Genomic DNA, 17,083 nt, shown 5'->3' on the forward strand with positions numbered 1-17,083 from the left:
TTGGCACGGGAATGAGGCTCGTTGGCAACAGACTGACCCGCGCAGACGATTCAAGCCCCGGCAGATTCTTGAGTTTCGCGTGTCCGTTCCGGCGCGTACAGCCTGGCACGATCAAGCAGCCGTATTCACGATCTGGAGGCCTGGCAGCCCGCCTCTACCCAACGATGAACTGATTCAGTTTTACGGCTTTCGAAAAAGAGAGGACGTATGGGCCTGCACAGCTTCAACTGGCCCTGAAGACGCCTATGATCGAACCGCCGAAGGTGCACGATGGGAGTTGACACGCGCTTGCAACGGGCTGTCCGCTGCCCGATGCGGTTTGGGCACTCGTTAGGTTTCGAAATGCGCATTGTAGCTGAGATGCCGCATCCGGATCAGGTTTCGGACCTGATCGGGCAGTTTCGGTTTTTCAATAGTTGAGGCAAGTGAGACGGAAAATTTTTCCTTGATGTTGCAAACTTGTTCAAATACAATCAAGAGAAATTTCTGCGGGAGTCGCAAGAGTTTCGAACCCAAATGGATAACATGCGTGATTCAGCGTGTTATCTGCAAGATTAGAGTTGATAAGTGTTGTGCCGCTTTCTTTTGATCATGTCTGAAGAAGAAATACCAAAATTATCGGAAACTACCGGGAACCTTTTTTCTGTTCAGCAAATCGCTATGGCAACATTTGTTGGTACGCCGATAGCGGGTGTTTGCTTCGGGCCCAAAACTACAGAAACTTAGGCAGAGGCGCAACATATCAACGGACGTGAGGGCAAAACACGGACGCTGTTTCGTTTGCCAGCTTGCGTGGTGTTTTGCCCCACGTCATCTCAGCCGTTAGGCCCTCCGCGCATATGCAAGAGTCGCTTAAGCGTTTGATTGCCGAGTTGCATGCCGCTTACTTCAAGCCGAACGGCTTCAAGAAAGAGCGACAGCGTTTTCGGCGCGATGTGGATGTCGTGATGCAGGAGGTGGAGTTCCAGTCGTCCTCCTGGAATTCTTCGGGTGGTCCAGTCACATTCTTCGTCAACATCTCGGTCGGATTTGCTGACATCCCGATGAAGGATGGCAAGACGGCATTGACAGGGTCAGGCAGGGTTGGCTCGCTTGTTCCAGGCGCACCGGCGCAGTTTGACCTTACATCGGTTAGCTATGAGAGCATACGCGGTGAGTTGCTTGTATTCATTCCGCAGGCATTATCAGAGCTGCCGAAGCATTACGAGGATGTCCGCGGTCGCGCACGCGAAGGCTGGCATACGCCAATTCCGCTACCAGATACATGGCGGGCCTAACTATGCGCTGCAGTGAACCCGGCCAACGCATCACTGTTGCAATCGTTGTCTCCCGTGGGCCGGGTCGTTGAGCTTGGGTCGTTGTGCCCCCAAAATATGCGTATCTCGGACATTTCGATTGAAGACGTACGTCGTGGGCTGAATTGGAAATTTGTCCATCCAGACGACTCTTGGCTCGGTCAACCAATGGAGCATTGGGATGGCGTGCTGCCGTTGGACGCGATTCATCCCGAGGATAGCATCCTATATTCTGGATTGGTTGTCCTCAGCGATGGCGTGGTTTTGCCGACTGTCACTCTCAAGGAGGTTGGTTCACCAGAATACGGTGGCGACTACTGCTGGCATGTCAACGGGAGCTGGAGGCAAGTTGGCCTTGAGAAGGTAGATGTGGAAATAGTGAAAGACTTCATCGCGGGTCCACTGGATGACGATCCCTCTTTCGATTCTGATGACGGGCTCTATCGCGAGGAGCACAAGCAGGGCTTTCAGAGTTTCTGCATAAGAATTTCTGGAGACGTTAAAGTAGTAGTTCGCCCATGGTAGCCGGGGATTCACCCATCCTGTGGTGTTCATCGGCCAACCAGCGCGTATCTCCAAGCCAAATGTTCATTGCACTTCTGAGTTTTTCAATATCATGGAAATACGATACAAGATTCCGCAACTTGATGAAAACGGGAAAATATCGACAAAGCTTAGAGGAAGAGCAGAGAAAGTAATCTACAACATAGGAACGATAGATTCTCTGAAAATGGTCGTCATTCCCAGTGGCGATTTTCAGATGGGATCGGATGAAACGGAATTTGGATCGCGTGCGAATGAATTACCTAAACACTCAGTGACGATACCTTCATTTTCTATAGGCCAGTATCCTGTCACTCAAGCTCAGTGGCTTGCAGTGATGGGAGAACTTCCCGAGATTGATCTCTCGTTCCGTGGGGATAACCTGCCTGCGGTCAATATCTCGTGGATGCAGGTCGACGAATTTTGCAAGCATCTTGCAGCGATTACCGGAACCGCGTTTCGTCTTCCAAGTGAAGCCGAATGGGAATACGCGTGCCGCGCCGGTACAAGCAGTCCGTTTCACTTTGGGGGGACGATTTCTACAGATGTGGCGAACTTCAACGGTGGAGAGCCATATGGGAATACACCCAAAGGGCAGTTTAGAAAGTCGCTGACACCAGTTGGTTATTTTGATGCACCTAATGCATTCGGTCTTCATGATATGCACGGAAACATATGGGAATGGTGCTCCGATATATGGCACGATAATTACCATGGTGCTCCAGGCGATAGCAATGCCTGGTTTGATTCCGGGGATTTGGGATATCGAGTACAGCGAGGGGGCTGTTGGAGAGATAATGCAATAAGCTGCCGGAGTGCATTTCGAGTTGGTGATATTGCTTACAATTGGGACCACATAGTTGGCCTGCGCGTCGCTACTAATTTGGTCTAACTCCGGTACGACCCGAGGCGCCGGCCTTTCAGGTCGATCCCTCGCGGAGGGTGGCGGCCCGGTCAACTCGATGTTCAACGCCTCGTGTTAAAATGAAACGAATTGATCGACGAACAGATAAAAGCAAAAGTTGAGCGTTTCGCTGAACGCATGGTGATTCCACGCATCAAAGAAAAGCTCCAGAAGTATCCGCATGTCACCTACACGACCAGCGATGACCACTTGGAGATTCCGGCCCAAAGTCCGACGGGTTTTCGCGTGTGGATTCAGGAGCGACCAGACGGCTACACCGTTGGCTTCGAAGGTTGGCATGAGGAGTTCACCGATAGTGACGAGGCGCTCAACTGTTTTGCGTTTGGTCTTTCCCCTGCATGCCGGCTCAGAGTCTTCACGCGAGGCAGCACGGATTACAAGTGGCAGGTTCTCCATCAGGTGGACGGCCAGTGGGTTGCAGACAGTGAGACCGGCCTGCTTATCTTCCCATTCTGGCGACAGAGAGTTCAGAGGGAGTTACAGAATGACATCAGCATCGCGACCTAAACATGCGCTGAAGCGAACCCGGCCATCGCTTCGCGGTTGCAATTCAGGCGTCCCACGTGCCGGGTCGCTGAGCTTGGGTCGTTACCGCTTCTTTTTGGCTATGCGAACGATACTTCTAGTGTTTGTTGTTTTCTTTATTGGTTGCGGCTCGAACAATCCAAAGATAGATGCAAATGTAAATGTATAATTACAATATTCAATACGTAGATTTTCGTTGGGACGAGAAAGAAGAAATGGGACAGATTGATGCTGTCGGAGCAGTCAACGCTTTTCGCACATTTCCTTTTCCAGAGCAATACCAGAAAGCCAAGACTTTACCCGAACCAACAGCACCGACACTTTCTTTCGTATCGCAAGGCGACGGCGCGATTTTGTCCGTTTGGTCACACGAGCCAAACGAGTATGAACTTTACCTTGAAAACGCTGGCGAAAAGATTACAGTGGAAACGAAAGGCGAATCTTTGATAGTCGAGTCAATAAATTCATTTTTCGCCGGTAGCCGCAAAGACTTGTTTAATCGTCTTGCGAGTGAACCGAGTGCCGTTACAAAGCGCGGTTTTTTTAACACAATAAGATCTTTCTTTTCGGGCTGAAAGATTTTGGAGTCGAATAGTGAAATGAACGGGCGCGACAACAATTCAATGAATATGAGGGCGAAACAGCGACTTTGTTATCACGTTGCGTATTAAAATTTAGCGGGCTTGGTGGCGGTTTCGCCCCACGTCATCTCAAGCGTTAGGCTGCCGCGCGAGCTATGTCTGATTCGTTCAAATGCCATCATTGCGGAGAAGTTCACGAGGGGTTGCCAATGAGTTTTGGCTCGGACGCGCCAGATCATTACCACGGTGTCCCTGAACATGAGCGCGAGCAGCGCGCCATACTGGGTTCCGACCAATGCATCATTGACGACGAGCATTACTTCGTGCGCGGCTGTCTTAACATTCCCATCCAAGGAACTGAGGACGTTGTCAATTGGGGAGTTTGGGTCTCCCTGAGCGAGGAGAGCTTTAATCGGATGTCTGATTTGTGGGAGACGCCGGGCAGGGAGTCTGAGCCACCATACTTTGGCTGGCTATGCACGCGTTTGCCGGGATATCCAGACACGATTTCTCTCAAGACGCAGGTTCATACTCGGCCTCTTGGCGAGCGCCCGTTCATCGAGCTAGAGCCGACAGACCATCCGTTGGCGGTTGAGCAGCGGTCTGGTATTTCACTCGCCAGAGCGAGAAAGATTGCGGAGAGTTTGTTGCATGACCCGTCAGCCTAACGTATTAAGAATTCCTGCGGCGCGGTTAATCGAGGCAAGCCGGCTCGGTCAACGAGCCGCCACACAATGCTGTGTTGAGTTAAGCCGGACGTCAAAGACCGCTTGGAGTTAGAATACCAAACCGGATTGGGCGGGACGAGCAGAAAAGCGGGGCCGGTGGAGTTTTTTTGCGTTTGCCGCCACGGTTCGGCCGTGGCGGCGGACGCGACGCCTTGCACCTGCCGTTTGGAATAGAAACGTCGAAAACCGATCCGCCAATTGAAACGCAGTGTGAAAAAAGTCTCCGCCGCGCCTGAACCTAGAACATCGGGTCGATCGTTTTGATGATCGCGCGGTATCTTTCATCGTCCGAGACGCGCGTCCAGCAGGGGTTTGACTTGATCGAGATGAGATCGACGTCGCGTTCGCGGATCGCTTCGCCGAGAAGTCGGAACGCCTCGTCATACTCTTTCAGGCCAAGATGGATCTTCGCGATCTTGAACGCCCGCGAGGTGTGCGCCGTGGTGTCGGCGCGCAGCCGGCCGATGAGTTCGTTCGCCCCTTCGCGGTCGCCGAGCAGCGCGCGGACGTAGCCGAGCATCGAGACGGTTTCGAGATTGAAGTTGATCTCGAGCGAGTCCCCGAGGATCGACGCCGCCTTTTCCAGTTCCCCGAGTTCGGCCTTCGTCGCCGCCAGCAGGTCGAGCGCGATGTAGTTGCCCGGCGACAGTTCAAGCACCTCGAAAAAATAGCTTTCGGCATTTTCAAACTGTCCGAGCTTGAAAAAGATCCGGCCGGTCCGGATCAACGTCGAGACCGAGAGCGGATCCTGCTTCGCGCATATGAACCGAGGGATGGAAACGAATCGGAATCGACACAACCGCTTCAACAGAATTACGATATTTTGCAAGGTAAGTGAGGTTGCCGAAAGTGCCAAAAGTTCACAATTTGAGTTGTAAGTCTCAAGGCGTATAGTTATAGAATGATGCATGATTTTGATTCGCTTTTTGTGCAGTCTCGCCGTAGTAGCTTGATAGAGGCAACCACGTTGAATATTCGGATTCGCGTTTTCATTTCAAAGACCCGACATTCGTTTGGCGCTTTTGCTTTAGGATTCTTACTGCTCTTTTCTTCAGTTTTGAATAGTTACTCAAAACCGAGTTTGCTCAATAGTTTTCCTTTCGCAAATTCTCAAACATTTGCCGCGGAATTCCTTATTTCTCCGGGCGACCTTGATTCAAGTTTCAACGGTAGGGGAATACGAACTGACGGTTACGGAAACGGGGCGGATGAAATTTACGGAACGGCTCTACAATCTGACGGCAAGATCGTAGTTGTTGGAAGGTCAGGTATTGGCGCGCGTTTTCCGGCGATTGTCACTCGATATAATACTGACGGATCTCTCGATTCATCATTTAATCTATCCGGAAGTGTTTCCCTTTTGAACGCGATGGCAACCGCATTCGCCGTAAGAATTCAGCCGGATGGCAAAATCGTCGTCGTTGGTAGTGTTTTTACGGGTCAATTTTCGGACTTTGCGGTTATTCGCCTTAATTCGAACGGTACTTTTGACAGTACTTTTGACGATGACGGGATCGTGGCTACTTCTATAAACGCGCGAAATGACGTTGCATTTGCCGTATCAATTCAATCCGACGGCAAGATAGTCGTCGCCGGATCGGATGAAAATCCCAATCTTTCCCTTTTTAGAGAATTTGCAGTCGTTCGATACAATTCCGACGGATCATTAGATTCATCTTTTGGTTTTGGCGGCAAGAAAACAACGTTGTTAACCGCAAGTTCTGAAGCTCGTGCCGTTGCGCTACAACCGGACGGTAAGATCGTTGTCGCCGGAGCAGGAGAACATTTGGCGGGCGTTGTTAGATACAATTTGGACGGAACGCTCGACTCAACATTTGACGGCGATGGAATTGCTACCCTTTCATCCTATTCCGCCTATTCAATCGCGTTGCAGACTGATGGCAAAATCGTACTGGGAGGTTCGCCAACTTCCGGAAACATCGATTTGACGGTTATTCGTTTCAACACAGACGGATCATTGGACACAACGTTCGATGGCGACGGTATTGCCCGTGCCCCTGAAAACTTCGGTACGCACATCTCGAACGCGATTGTAATTGGAGCGGGCGAGAAGATCACTGCAGTCGGTGAGGCTTTATCCGAGTTTATCGCAGTCCGTTTCAACTCTGACGGGAGTTTGGACACAAATTTTGGAAATTCCGGCAAAGCCTCCGCTGTTTTCAATGTTCAGAGAGTTGACGCGAACGGCGCGGCGATAGCTCCCGATGGGAGACTTGTAATTGCAGGCTTTGTTCAAAAGCCGAATAGTGCGACCGATTTTGCTCTTGCGAGATTTAACCTTGGCGGGAATTTGGACCTTACATTCGGCTCAGGCGGCATGACAACCAACGATATCGGCGATGGCGAAGTCTACACAATGGCGGTCGCCGTTCAATCGGATGGGAAAATAGTCACGGCAGGTCGACATTTCATTCCCGATTCGGTGAGCGCCAATTGGAATTTTGCGATTTCTAGGTATAACGCAAATGGATCCCTCGATACAACATTTGACGTAGACGGAAAGGTGTCAATCGGTGTTTTTGACAATGTTAGCGATTACGCAACTTCAATGGCTATTCAGCCCGACGGAAAGATAATTGTCGCGGGCTATATCGGTGAAACGACGCTTTGCACGCTCGTTCGTCTTAATCCTGACGGTTCGCCGGATAGCAGCTTTAACGGTAACGGGAGGGTCTTTACTAGCGTCGGGTCAGATCGGAGTTACGCAAATTCTGTCGCTTTACAATCAAACGGCAAGATCGTTATCGGCGGCTATTCCCATGTGGGTAGTTCAACTGACTTTTCGGCTGTTCGCTACAATTCGGACGGTTCACTTGATACCTCATTCAATGGAACCGGCATAGTTATCACTCCCGTCGGCAACGTAAGTGATCAGGCAAACTCAGTTTTAGTTCAGCCGGACGGAAAAGTGGTGTTAGCTGGCACTTCAGGTGTAAACGGAGTCGGCAATTTTGCCATGGTTCGTTATAACGAGGATGGAACGCTTGATTCATCTTTTGGAGTTGGCGGAAAGGTTTTGACTCTGGCTGGTACGACGTCAAGCTTAGGTTTTGCAGCTAGTCTTCAGACGGACGGAAAGATCCTCGTCGGTGGAGGTTCGATCATTTCAAATGTAGGATTTGCGCTCGCCCGATATAATGCGGACGGCGCCCTTGACGCCGGTTTTGGTTCAAATGGAATAGTAAACACTCAGGTAAACGCAACTTCACAGATAAATGCGTTAAAAGTACAGCCAAACGGCAAAATTATTGCTGTCGGCGAATCTACGGCGATTGGCCAGAATGGTTACGATTTTGCGATTGTTCGTTACGATTCAAACGGGAGTCTTGACCCTTCCTGGGGCAACGCCGGTAAAGTCATTACGAATATTTCGGGAATTCAAGACAACGCATACGCTGTCGCGATAGATCAATCAGGAAATATCGTGGTTGCGGGCCGGGCAGGTGGTCTTTCGGGCGTTGTCAGATATTTTGGCGATCCCGTAAATTCTACTCGCAAGACGCTGTTTGATTTCGACGGCGATTCAAAAACGGATCTCGGAATCTTTCGACCCGCCATGGGCGAATGGTGGTATCAGAAATCTTCAAACGGCGGTAATTTCGCCGCACAGTTCGGGGCGTCAACAGATAGAATTGTTCCGGCTGATTATACAGGAGACGGTAAGACTGATTTCGCGTTTTTCCGTCCGTCGAGCGGACAGTGGTTTGTTTTACGCTCGGAAGATTTTTCGTTCTTTGCATTTCCGTTCGGAGTCGGGACTGATATCCCCGTTCCGGCTGATTATGACGGCGACGGCAAGGCTGATGCGGCCGTTTTTCGTCCGTCGACTTTGACTTGGTTTATTCAAAAATCATCGGGCGGAACTGACATCTTAGCTTTTGGTGCGTCAGGCGATAAACCTGTTGTCGGAGATTATGACGGCGACGGCAAAGCGGATATTGCGATTTTTAGACCAAACGGGGCGAATGGCGCGGAATGGTGGATTCGCCGAAGCTCAAACGCAAGTGTTTTTGCCTTGCAGTTCGGCATTTCAACGGATAAGCCGGTGCAAGGTGATTATACGGGCGACGGCAAGGCTGATGTTGCTGTTTGGCGACCGTCGAATGGGAATTGGTTTATCTTGCGTTCGGAAGATTTTTCGTACTTCTCGTTTCCGTTTGGAGCAAACGGCGATGTTCCGGTTGCGGGCGATTACGATGGCGACGGCAAGTTTGACGCAGGCGTGTTTCGACCGACGAGCAACTCTTGGTTCATTCAACGCTCGACTGCCGGATTATTGATTCAGCAATTCGGCACGACAGGAGATTTACCGGTTCCGAGTGCTTTTGTGCCGTAAAGCTAACGACGTGGTAAAAATAGCGCCCCCCGAACAATTCCAATCGACGTGAGGGCGAAAGAACGACCTTGTTTGTTGGCTCGTCTTTTTACTCCAAACTTGTGCAGTGGCGGTTTTCGCCCTACGTCATCTCAGCCAAAAGGCAACCAGTAAGTTGAATGGAAGTGATGTGGTTTTCATCAACATCTTTTGAAGGAACGATGACTCGCCTGTCGCAATCTGTGGCGGCAGGTATCCTGATACCAATAATCATCTTCGTTGTCGTGTTTCTGACTGACTCAGGGGATTCGATGCTCCCTTTAGTTGAAAGGCATCCATTCGCGTGGGTGCTATTCTGGCCGGCTCTCATTTGGGGCCGTGTTCTGAACTCTGACGCGGCCTTAATAGGAACGGCCTTGACGAATGTTGTGCTCTGCACGTCTCTTACTTTTGTATTCCTCCGCTGGCGGGGCAAGCGCGGGCATTTACTGTAAGTTCGGCGGCGGAACCTGCCTGACAACGCCCTGCGGTTGACGACGCGATAGCACGTTTCTCAAGTAACCCTTTTCCTTCAGCTTAAATGCTGATCGCGCGTTGGGCGTTTCTTTTTTTTTCGGCAGTGCAATGATTGACTTGAGCAAAATACAAAACGGCCATTTGTTGACCGACGTTTTTGGAAAGTTTCCGTCTTTTCACGATTCGGAAGTTCATCGAATCAGTCTTATTCGCGAAACTCGTTCTTTCGGTCCGACGCTGACAGCATTGGTTCACGTTTTCGAAGTGATTAAAGAGTCTCACGAGAGAAAGCGCCGCTTTTTGGAGAATCACGCCTGTGTGGAGTTTCGCTTTTCAAAAGTCAGCGATTTGGAAATCGAAGGTTGGTTTTAATTTTGAGAATGTCTTACAATCGCTCGAAATAACGGAGGTTGTCGAAGCTGAAACAGAAAAACCGAAGTATGAGATTTCGTTCGAAGGCATCTTTGGCGTGAGCGCAAGGTTTTATTGTGAGCAAATTTCGATTGAATCCGTTGAACCTTATGTTCCCTAAAGATGAAAACGGGACCCAACGTATCAAGAATTCGTGTGGCGCGGTTAATCGAGGCAAGCGGGCTATCGGTCAACGAGCCGCCGCACGAATTCCTAATACGTTTTCGGCGGCGCGATCGTGAAAAACGCACCTCGCTTTATGCTGGCAAGGCCCTTTTTTCAACTTGCACATCTACGGCTTAATTGCTGTTTGAATTGAATCAACTTCGGCTTCGGCAAAATAAACTTCGCCGCATTGACGACAAAGAATGGAACGACGAACTCAGGCCGGCGAATCGGGAGTTGGACGGCGGGCCAGGCGATCTGAAAAAGCGGGGAGCACAGATCTTCGCGGCGGTGCGAACCTAAAACATCGGGTCGATCGTTTTGATGATCGCGCGGTATCTTTTGTCGTCCGAGACGCGCGTCCAGCAGGGGTTTGACTTGATCGAGATGAGGTCGACGTCGCGTTCGCGGATCGCTTCGCCGAGAAGTCGGAACGCCTCGTCATACTCTTTCAGGCCGAGATGGATCTTCGCGATCTTGAACGCCCGCGAGGTGTGCGCCGTGGTATCGGCGCGCAGCCGGCCGATGAGTTCGTTCGCCCCTTCGCGGTCGCCGAGCAGCGCGCGGACGTAGCCGAGCATCGAGACGGTCTCGAGATTGAAGTTGATGTCGAGCGAGTCCCGCAGGATCGATGCGGCCTTTTCCAATTCTCCGAGTTCCGCCTTCGTCGCCGCCAGCAGGTCGAGCGCGATGTAGTTGCCCGGCGACAGTTCAAGCACCTCGAAAAAATAGCTTTCGGCGTTTTCAAACTGTCCGAGCTTGAAAAAGATCCGGCCGGTCCGGATCAACGTCGAAACCGAAAGCGGATCCTGCGTCTTGATCGTCTGCAGTTCGACCAGCGCCTCCGCAAAACGCTCGCGCGTGATCAGAAAGTTCGTGTACCTGTACCGCGCCGTCAGACAATTCCGGTTCAACCCGATCGCCCGCAAAAGATGCTTTTCGGCGGCTTCGAAATCCCAGTCCAGATACATCTTCTTCCCGCCGAGCATCGCCTGAACGACGTCAAGATCCTGGTCCAGTCCCGAGACGATCTTCAAAAAAGGAGTTATCTTGTCGACGGTGGCTTGGTACGACAGATAATCGAAAAAGAAAAGCGAAAAATAACACTCGATCAGTTCGACGTACGCGTGGGTGTTCGTGACGTCGTGGCCGACCGCCTCAAGCAGATACGAGATGGCACTATTGATTTCGTTTTCGGTGGACTTCTCGTGAAGAAACCTGGCCTTGAGAAGCAACCGATGCGATTCCGCATTCCGCGGCGCGGACTCCGAAAGCTCGCCGTTTTTGGCCTTCGAACGAGATTCAAAGAATTGAGCGACTTCCTTAAGAATCTGAGCTTCGATCGCAATGACGTCGTCAAAGTTCCCTCTGAAACTCTTTCCCCACCGTTGCGTTCCGTCGCTGCATCTGATCAATTCACAGTTGACAGTCAGTCGCGGACCTTGGACCCGCATTCGCCCAACGATAACACTCTCAACATCGTATTCGCCGATCAATTCGTGGAGCGGCAAGTCCGAATTCTTAAATCGAAACACGGTTTCCCGCGCGAGCACGCGTATTTCAGATAGCTTTGAAATATGATTTATCAGTTCTTCGGTGATACCGTCAACTATATAATCGAACTCAGTCTCGTCACTTTGATTCTTGAATGGCAAAACTGCAACCGTCGGTAACACGACCTTCGCGTTTTCCAACGAAGATTCACTAGAGTTCTGTAGTTTCTCCCATTCCCTCCGCGGAACAACCTTTACCAGACCAACAAATCTATATCCGACACCGGATATTGTTTCAATCAATTGTGACTCTTTCGTTTCGCCTAATGCTCGCCGAATTTTGAAGATCTGAACAGGCAAATTTGCCTCTTCTACAATAGTCCCGTTCCAAACAAGCCCTAAAATTTCATCCTTCGTGAAGATTTTCCCGGGGCGCTCTACAAGCAGTTGGATCAAATCGAAGGATTTCGGGGTGATGTCAAGAAGAACTCCGTCTTTAAGAATACGGCGTTCCGTAGTATCGAGGAGCCAATTGCGGCATTTGTAGATCGTCATATGGAAGATCGTGACGGATTAATGATTTCGAGTGCTAAGCAATTTTCTGAAAATGATAGCACATACGGAGAAAAGTTCAATTTAGAATATTTTATGACAATTAATATCAGTTAAAGACAGGGAATTCAGGCTTCGATTACGATCTAAATCATTGAGATGAATCGGCAGCGAATCCGGAGTTGCTGACGTCGCGTTCGGTCCAGCCGGATACGGCAAACACAGGGTTCCGGTTGCAGTAAGCTGTCGATTCCCCACCTCAACGACTGACCGATCCTTACGCTCACACCTCACCACGGAAAGGGAGCCGTCCTAAAAAGACGGCTTCTTTTCTTTTCCCGGAGATCAAAAAGCGGAATGCGCCAAACCACGCTCCGCTCCCGGCGGGTTCTGTCAGTTCGCCCGGACGGTCGTGCGGGATCGCGGGCTTTTGTTCGGGGCCGTCCCGGCGAGCCGGATGACGAAGGGCGGCGTGGCGGCGGTGAGGACGAATTCTTCGCTTTCGCCCTCGGCGACGGAGACCGCTCCGCCGTCGGCGGTCTTTTCCCAGACGATCGCTTCAAGACGATATTTGCGGCCGGCGAACCATTCCAGATCGAACTCGCCGCGGGCGTTTGTGACGGGCGCGGAGAAAAACACGCTGCTGCCGGCGTCGATGTCGCGCAAACGAACCTCGGCGCCGGCGGCGGGCGTTCCGTCGGCCCAGAGGACCGCGCCGCGGATCTTCAGTTTGAATAGCTTCGGCGGAAGCTTGAAAACCACGCGGCCGATTTTGCTCCCCGGACCGATTTCGAAGACCTTCGCCTTCGAACGGTCCGCCGTTCCCGGATAGAAATACGTGCCGTACGGCCGGTCGTCCGTCGGATCGAACCCGAAGTTGAGTCCCAAGATGTACTTCCCGAGCGGGATCGCGCCCTCGGAAAACGTCCCGTCGGTCGCGGCGGAGACCAATTGGCTGCCGCGGAAACGGTTTTCGGGGGCGGCGGCGGCGGGGATCAGTTCGAGCGTGACGGCTCCGTTCGGCCGGCCGGCCGAATCGACGACGCGTCCGGAGATGCGGCCGTCGTTGTAGACTGTAAAATACTCGCTCCGGCACCCGGCGTCGCCGACCGCGAGAGGCTTTCGCCGGACCGATTCCGGAATGTCGGTCGTCCCGGGCGGCAGTTCGGGCCTGACGAAGTATCGGCCGGGCGGAACCTTGATCTCGTAGCGCCCGTCGCGGTCGGTCGCGGCGGAGAAAACGCGGCCGCGCCGGCCGACGCTGACGGCGCTCACCCGCAGATTCGCATAGGCGGGGTTCACTTGGCCGAGGAGTTCATAATTCCGGGTCGATTCGTAAACGGTGCCGAGGATGGTTCCGCCCGAGCCGGGTTTCGGAATGTTCCGCAAAAATCCGAGCGCTTCGTCCGCGACGCCGAGCGCGGCCGTCCCCGAACAGAGCGAGGTCCAGAGCCTGGCCGTGGGCGTTTTTTCCCGCGAGGCGAAAACGACGTACGTCTCGCCGCGCCGGAACCAATACCCGCAGTCGCCGCCGCCCGTATTGGAAAGAATCGTCAGCCTCCGGCCGGCGACGGTCCCGCGAAAGGCTTCGATGACCTCGAAATAGATCTCGCCGACGTCGAACACGGTTTCCGTTTCGCGTTCGCCGTCGTCGTACCTTCCAATCCGCTGCTCCTTCGACCCGGTGACCTTGCCGATGAAAACGGTATCAGCGAGATCAAACTGCTCGCAGATCGCCAGCCGGCTGCACGAGCAGCCATAGGCGTTCGCCGCGATCGAGACCAAGACCACGAAGACGAAGAAGAGCATTTGGACCGGATGTTTCGGACGCATCGAACAAGTATAAACCATGCGGAACCCCGCACGGAGTAAGGGGGTATGGCCGCGGAGCGGTCAAGTGTCTGTGGTATGGGAGCGATGGTCCGGGAAGGCGCGGCGGCGTCCAAGCGGACAGTATCGAAGCGCGCCGACCGCTCCGCGGCCGTACCCCCTTACTTCGTGCGGGGTTCTGCATTCGGTCGTGCGGGGTTCTGCAAGCAAGAATCAACGCACGACGATGTTCACCAGGCGGCCGGGGACGACGACGATCTTGACGATCTGTTTGCCGGCGGTGTGTTCGGCGACCTTGGCGTCGGCGAGGGCGAGGCGTTCGAGGTCGGCGTTGCCGGCGTCGGGCGCGGCGAGGACGCGGGCGCGGAGCTTGCCGTTGACCTGGACCGGGATCTCGACCTCTTCGGCGCGCGCGAGTTCGGCGACGAATTCCGGAAAACGGGCGCCGTTGGCGAGCATTCCGCGGTCGTTGCCGGCGAGCGCGGCGTAGAGTTCCTCGGCCGCGTGCGGCGCGAACGGCGCGAGCATCAGCACCAAAGCCTCGCACGCCTCGCGGACCGCCGCCGCCTCTTCGGCCGTCGCCTCTCCGGGCTCGAACCTGAATTCGTAGAGCGCGTTGCACAGCTCCATCAGCGCCGCGACCGGCGTGTTGAACTGCAGCGATTCAAGACTGTCCGAGATGCGCTTGATGGTCTGGTGAACCTTACGCAACAGCATTTGGGATTTGGGATTTCGGATTTCGGATTTCGGACCCTCGGATTTCGGATTTGTGATTTGTGATTTGGGATTTGGATCGCCATCCGCCCGCTCACCGCTCACCGTTCCCTGCTCACTGCCCACTGACCACTGACCACTGACCACTGCCCCCGGCTCACTGCTCACCGCTCCCTGCTCACCGTCCACCGCCCCCTGACCACTGACCACTGCCCCCTGACCACTGACCACCGCTCCCGGCTCACTGCTCACCGCTCCCGGCTCACCGCTCACCGCCCCCTGCTCACCGCTCACCGTCCGGACGAAGCGCCAGACGCGCTGGAGGAAACGGACGGCGCCTTCGATGCCGGCTTCGTTCCAGACGAGTTCGTTCTCGACCGGCGCGGCGAAGAGGACGAAGAGCCGCGCCGCGTCGGCGCCGTAGATCTCGACCATCTCGTCCGGGTCGACGCCGTTGCCTTTCGATTTCGACATCCGCTCGACCGCCGACTTCAGAGTTTTCCCGTCGGCCGACACCGCCGACAGGATCTTGCCCTTCGCGTCCCGCTCGACCGTGACCTGCGACGGCGGAAAGTAGATCCGCTTTCCCTTGCCGGCGGGATCGTCCGGGTTCGGGATCTCGTCGAAAAACGTCTCGCCGACGACCATTCCCTGCGTCAGAAGGCGTTTGACGGGCTCGTTGAATTTCACGAGCCCTATGTCGCGCATCACCTTCGACCAGAAACGCGTGTAGATGAGGTGCATCACCGCGTGGTCGTCGCCGCCGATGTACTGATCGACCGGCGTCCAGTAGGCCGCCTTTTCGGGGTCGAACGGCATCTCGTCGTTGCGCGGGTCGATGTACCGGAAATAGTACCAGCAGGAATCGACGAACGTGTCCATCGTGTCCGTCTCGCGCCGCGCCTTGCCGCCGCAGCGCGGGCAGTCCGTGTTGACGAATTCCTCGACCTTCGCCAATGGCGACTCGCCGGAACCCGTGATGGCGACGTTTTCGGGAAGCCTGACCGGCAGATTCTCGTATTTTTCGGGGACCACGCCGCACGCGCCGCAATAGACGATCGGGATCGGCGAACCCCAGAAACGCTGGCGCGAAATGCCCCAGTCGCGGAGGCGATAGGTCGTCGCGCCCTCGCCGAAACCGTGGGCCGAGGCGTGCCGCGTCATCTCCTTTTTCGCCTCCTCGCTCGATTTGCCGTTCCAGAAATCCGAATGGACGAGGACGCCGTATCCGGTGAACGCCTGTTCGAGCGCGAGCGCGTGCATCGAGTGGTGCTCGTGCGCGAGGTGCGGCTCGGAGATCACCTGGCGGATCGGCAGGCCGTATTTCTTGGCGAATTCGAAATCGCGCTCGTCGTGGGCCGGAACGCTCATCACCGCGCCGGTGCCGTATTCCATCATCACGTAGTTGCCGACCCAGACGGGCAGTTCCTCGCCGCTGAACGGATTGACCGCGCGGAGCCCGGTGTCGATTCCCTCTTTTTCCTGCTCGGTCTCGTGGTCGACGACTTTGAGTTTTTCGGCGCGGATCTTCTCAATCGCCGCTTTCGTCTCGTCCGAAAATGATTCGAAATAAGCCTCGACGACCGGATGCTCGGCCGCGACGACGACCGCGTTCGCCCCGTAGATCGTGTCGATCCGCGTCGTGAACACGCGAATCGATCTCGGATTTTCGATTTTGGATTTTGGATTTTCCGAATCCGGCCCGTCAGTCGATTCGCCCAATCCAAAATCCCCAATCCCCAATCCAAAATCGACAAGCGCTCCTTCCGAGCGGCCGATCCAGTCCCGCTGGCGTTTGAGGACCTTTTCGGCCCAGCCGGATTCGATCTCGGCCATATCGTCGAGCAATTGGTCGGCATAGGCGGTCGTCTTGAGGAACCACTGTTCGAGGTCCTTTTTCGTGACGCCGTTCCCGCACCGCCAGCAGAGTCCGCCCGACGCCTGCTCGTTCGAGAGCACGGCCTTGTCGGTCTCGCACCAGTTGACCTGCGTCTTTCTCTTGTAGGCGAGTCCCATCTCGAACATCTTGAGGAAGAACCACTGGTCGAACTTGTAGTATTCCGGACGGTGCGCGGCGATCTCGGTCTGCCAGTCGTAGCTCAGGCCGAGGCGCTGTAGCTGGCCGCGCATATGTGCGAGATTCTCTTCGGTCCAGGCGCGCGGATCGACGCCGCGCTTGATCGCCGCGTCCTCGGCCGGCTGACCGAACGAATCCCAGCCGATCGGATGCAGAACGTTGAATCCCTTGAGCCGTTTGTACCAGGCGAGCGCGTCGCCGACTGAATAGTTGCGGACGTGGCCCATATGGAGGTTGCCCGACGGGTACGGCAGCATCTCAAGCTGGTAAAACTTAGGCCGCGGGTCGCCGGCGTCGGCCTGAAACGCGTTCGTCTCGTTCCAGATCCGCTGCCATTTGTCTTCGATCTTTTTTGCGAAATACTTCTCGTCCATAGTCTGTGAATTCCCTCG

12 protein-coding genes are annotated in these 17,083 nt (G+C 54.0%); 8 read left to right on the plus strand and 4 right to left on the minus strand.

Annotated elements, in window-relative coordinates; translation table 11 throughout:
* The first annotated feature begins 839 nt into the window (after positions 1 to 839).
* The 6 genes from IPN69_18595 to IPN69_18620 all read left to right on the plus strand — a co-directional run bounded on the left by IPN69_18595 (position 840) and on the right by IPN69_18620 (position 4,537).
* Complete coding sequence (locus tag IPN69_18595; protein ID MBK8812722.1) at positions 840 to 1,277, plus strand: DUF4304 domain-containing protein; 438 nt, start codon at positions 840 to 842, stop codon at positions 1,275 to 1,277.
* 96 nt (positions 1,278 to 1,373) lie between these two features.
* The gene (locus IPN69_18600) at positions 1,374 to 1,820 is read left to right on the plus strand and encodes a hypothetical protein (GenBank protein ID MBK8812723.1); all 447 of its coding nucleotides are present in this window, start codon (positions 1,374 to 1,376) and stop codon (positions 1,818 to 1,820) included.
* Positions 1,821 to 1,842: 22 nt separating this feature from the next.
* Positions 1,843 to 2,730, plus strand: coding sequence for a formylglycine-generating enzyme family protein (locus IPN69_18605; GenBank protein MBK8812724.1), 888 nt, complete (start codon positions 1,843 to 1,845; stop codon positions 2,728 to 2,730).
* A 102-nt stretch (positions 2,731 to 2,832) separates the two neighbouring features.
* A complete protein-coding gene (locus tag IPN69_18610; GenBank protein MBK8812725.1) occupies positions 2,833 to 3,270 on the plus strand; it encodes a hypothetical protein in 438 nt (145 codons plus the stop codon).
* Between the two features lie 179 nt (positions 3,271 to 3,449).
* Entirely contained in the window at positions 3,450 to 3,863 is a 414-nt protein-coding gene (locus IPN69_18615; GenBank protein ID MBK8812726.1) for a hypothetical protein, read from the plus strand.
* 161 nt (positions 3,864 to 4,024) lie between these two features.
* Positions 4,025 to 4,537: a DUF2199 domain-containing protein gene (locus IPN69_18620; protein ID MBK8812727.1), complete on the plus strand. Its 513-nt coding sequence runs from the start codon at positions 4,025 to 4,027 to the stop codon at positions 4,535 to 4,537.
* A 298-nt stretch (positions 4,538 to 4,835) separates the two neighbouring features.
* On the opposite strand, the gene IPN69_18625 is transcribed toward IPN69_18620, so the two are convergent.
* Positions 4,836 to 5,405 (minus strand): tetratricopeptide repeat protein, encoded by a 570-nt coding sequence (locus tag IPN69_18625; GenBank protein MBK8812728.1) that lies wholly within the window; start codon positions 5,403 to 5,405, stop codon positions 4,836 to 4,838.
* A 93-nt stretch (positions 5,406 to 5,498) separates the two neighbouring features.
* Here IPN69_18625 and IPN69_18630 point away from each other — a divergent pair, with 93 nt between their 5' ends.
* Positions 5,499 to 8,954: a VCBS repeat-containing protein gene (locus IPN69_18630; GenBank protein MBK8812729.1), complete on the plus strand. Its 3,456-nt coding sequence runs from the start codon at positions 5,499 to 5,501 to the stop codon at positions 8,952 to 8,954.
* A 573-nt stretch (positions 8,955 to 9,527) separates the two neighbouring features.
* Positions 9,528 to 9,821 (plus strand): hypothetical protein, encoded by a 294-nt coding sequence (locus IPN69_18635; GenBank protein ID MBK8812730.1) that lies wholly within the window; start codon positions 9,528 to 9,530, stop codon positions 9,819 to 9,821.
* Between the two features lie 503 nt (positions 9,822 to 10,324).
* Here IPN69_18635 and IPN69_18640 read toward each other — a convergent pair.
* The 3 genes from IPN69_18640 to IPN69_18650 form a co-directional block, all read right to left on the minus strand.
* On the minus strand, positions 10,325 to 12,073 hold the full coding sequence (locus IPN69_18640) for a winged helix-turn-helix domain-containing protein (protein ID MBK8812731.1): 1,749 nt from the start codon (positions 12,071 to 12,073) through the stop codon (positions 10,325 to 10,327).
* A 390-nt stretch (positions 12,074 to 12,463) separates the two neighbouring features.
* On the minus strand, positions 12,464 to 13,903 hold the full coding sequence (locus tag IPN69_18645; GenBank protein MBK8812732.1) for a hypothetical protein: 1,440 nt from the start codon (positions 13,901 to 13,903) through the stop codon (positions 12,464 to 12,466).
* A gap of 210 nt (positions 13,904 to 14,113) precedes the next feature.
* Entirely contained in the window at positions 14,114 to 17,065 is a 2,952-nt protein-coding gene (locus IPN69_18650) for a leucine--tRNA ligase (GenBank protein MBK8812733.1), read from the minus strand.
* Between the last annotated feature and the right edge of the window lie 18 nt (positions 17,066 to 17,083).

Source organism: Acidobacteriota bacterium, from assembly GCA_016715115.1.
Classification (GTDB): Bacteria; Acidobacteriota; Blastocatellia; order Pyrinomonadales; family Pyrinomonadaceae; genus JAFDVJ01.

Excerpts from the sequence above, each read along its gene's own strand:
- IPN69_18595 (MBK8812722.1), top strand. The coding sequence starts at position 840 with ATGCAAGAGTCGCTTAAGCGTTTGATTGCCGAGTTGCATGCCGCTTAC.
- IPN69_18600 (MBK8812723.1), top strand. The coding sequence starts at position 1,374 with ATGCGTATCTCGGACATTTCGATTGAAGACGTACGTCGTGGGCTGAAT.
- IPN69_18615 (MBK8812726.1), top strand. The coding sequence starts at position 3,450 with ATGTATAATTACAATATTCAATACGTAGATTTTCGTTGGGACGAGAAA.
- IPN69_18620 (MBK8812727.1), top strand. The coding sequence starts at position 4,025 with ATGTCTGATTCGTTCAAATGCCATCATTGCGGAGAAGTTCACGAGGGG.
- IPN69_18630 (MBK8812729.1), top strand. The coding sequence starts at position 5,499 with ATGATGCATGATTTTGATTCGCTTTTTGTGCAGTCTCGCCGTAGTAGC.
- IPN69_18640 (MBK8812731.1), bottom strand. The coding sequence starts at position 12,073 with ATGACGATCTACAAATGCCGCAATTGGCTCCTCGATACTACGGAACGC.
- IPN69_18645 (MBK8812732.1), bottom strand. The coding sequence starts at position 13,903 with ATGCGTCCGAAACATCCGGTCCAAATGCTCTTCTTCGTCTTCGTGGTC.
- IPN69_18650 (MBK8812733.1), bottom strand. The coding sequence starts at position 17,065 with ATGGACGAGAAGTATTTCGCAAAAAAGATCGAAGACAAATGGCAGCGG.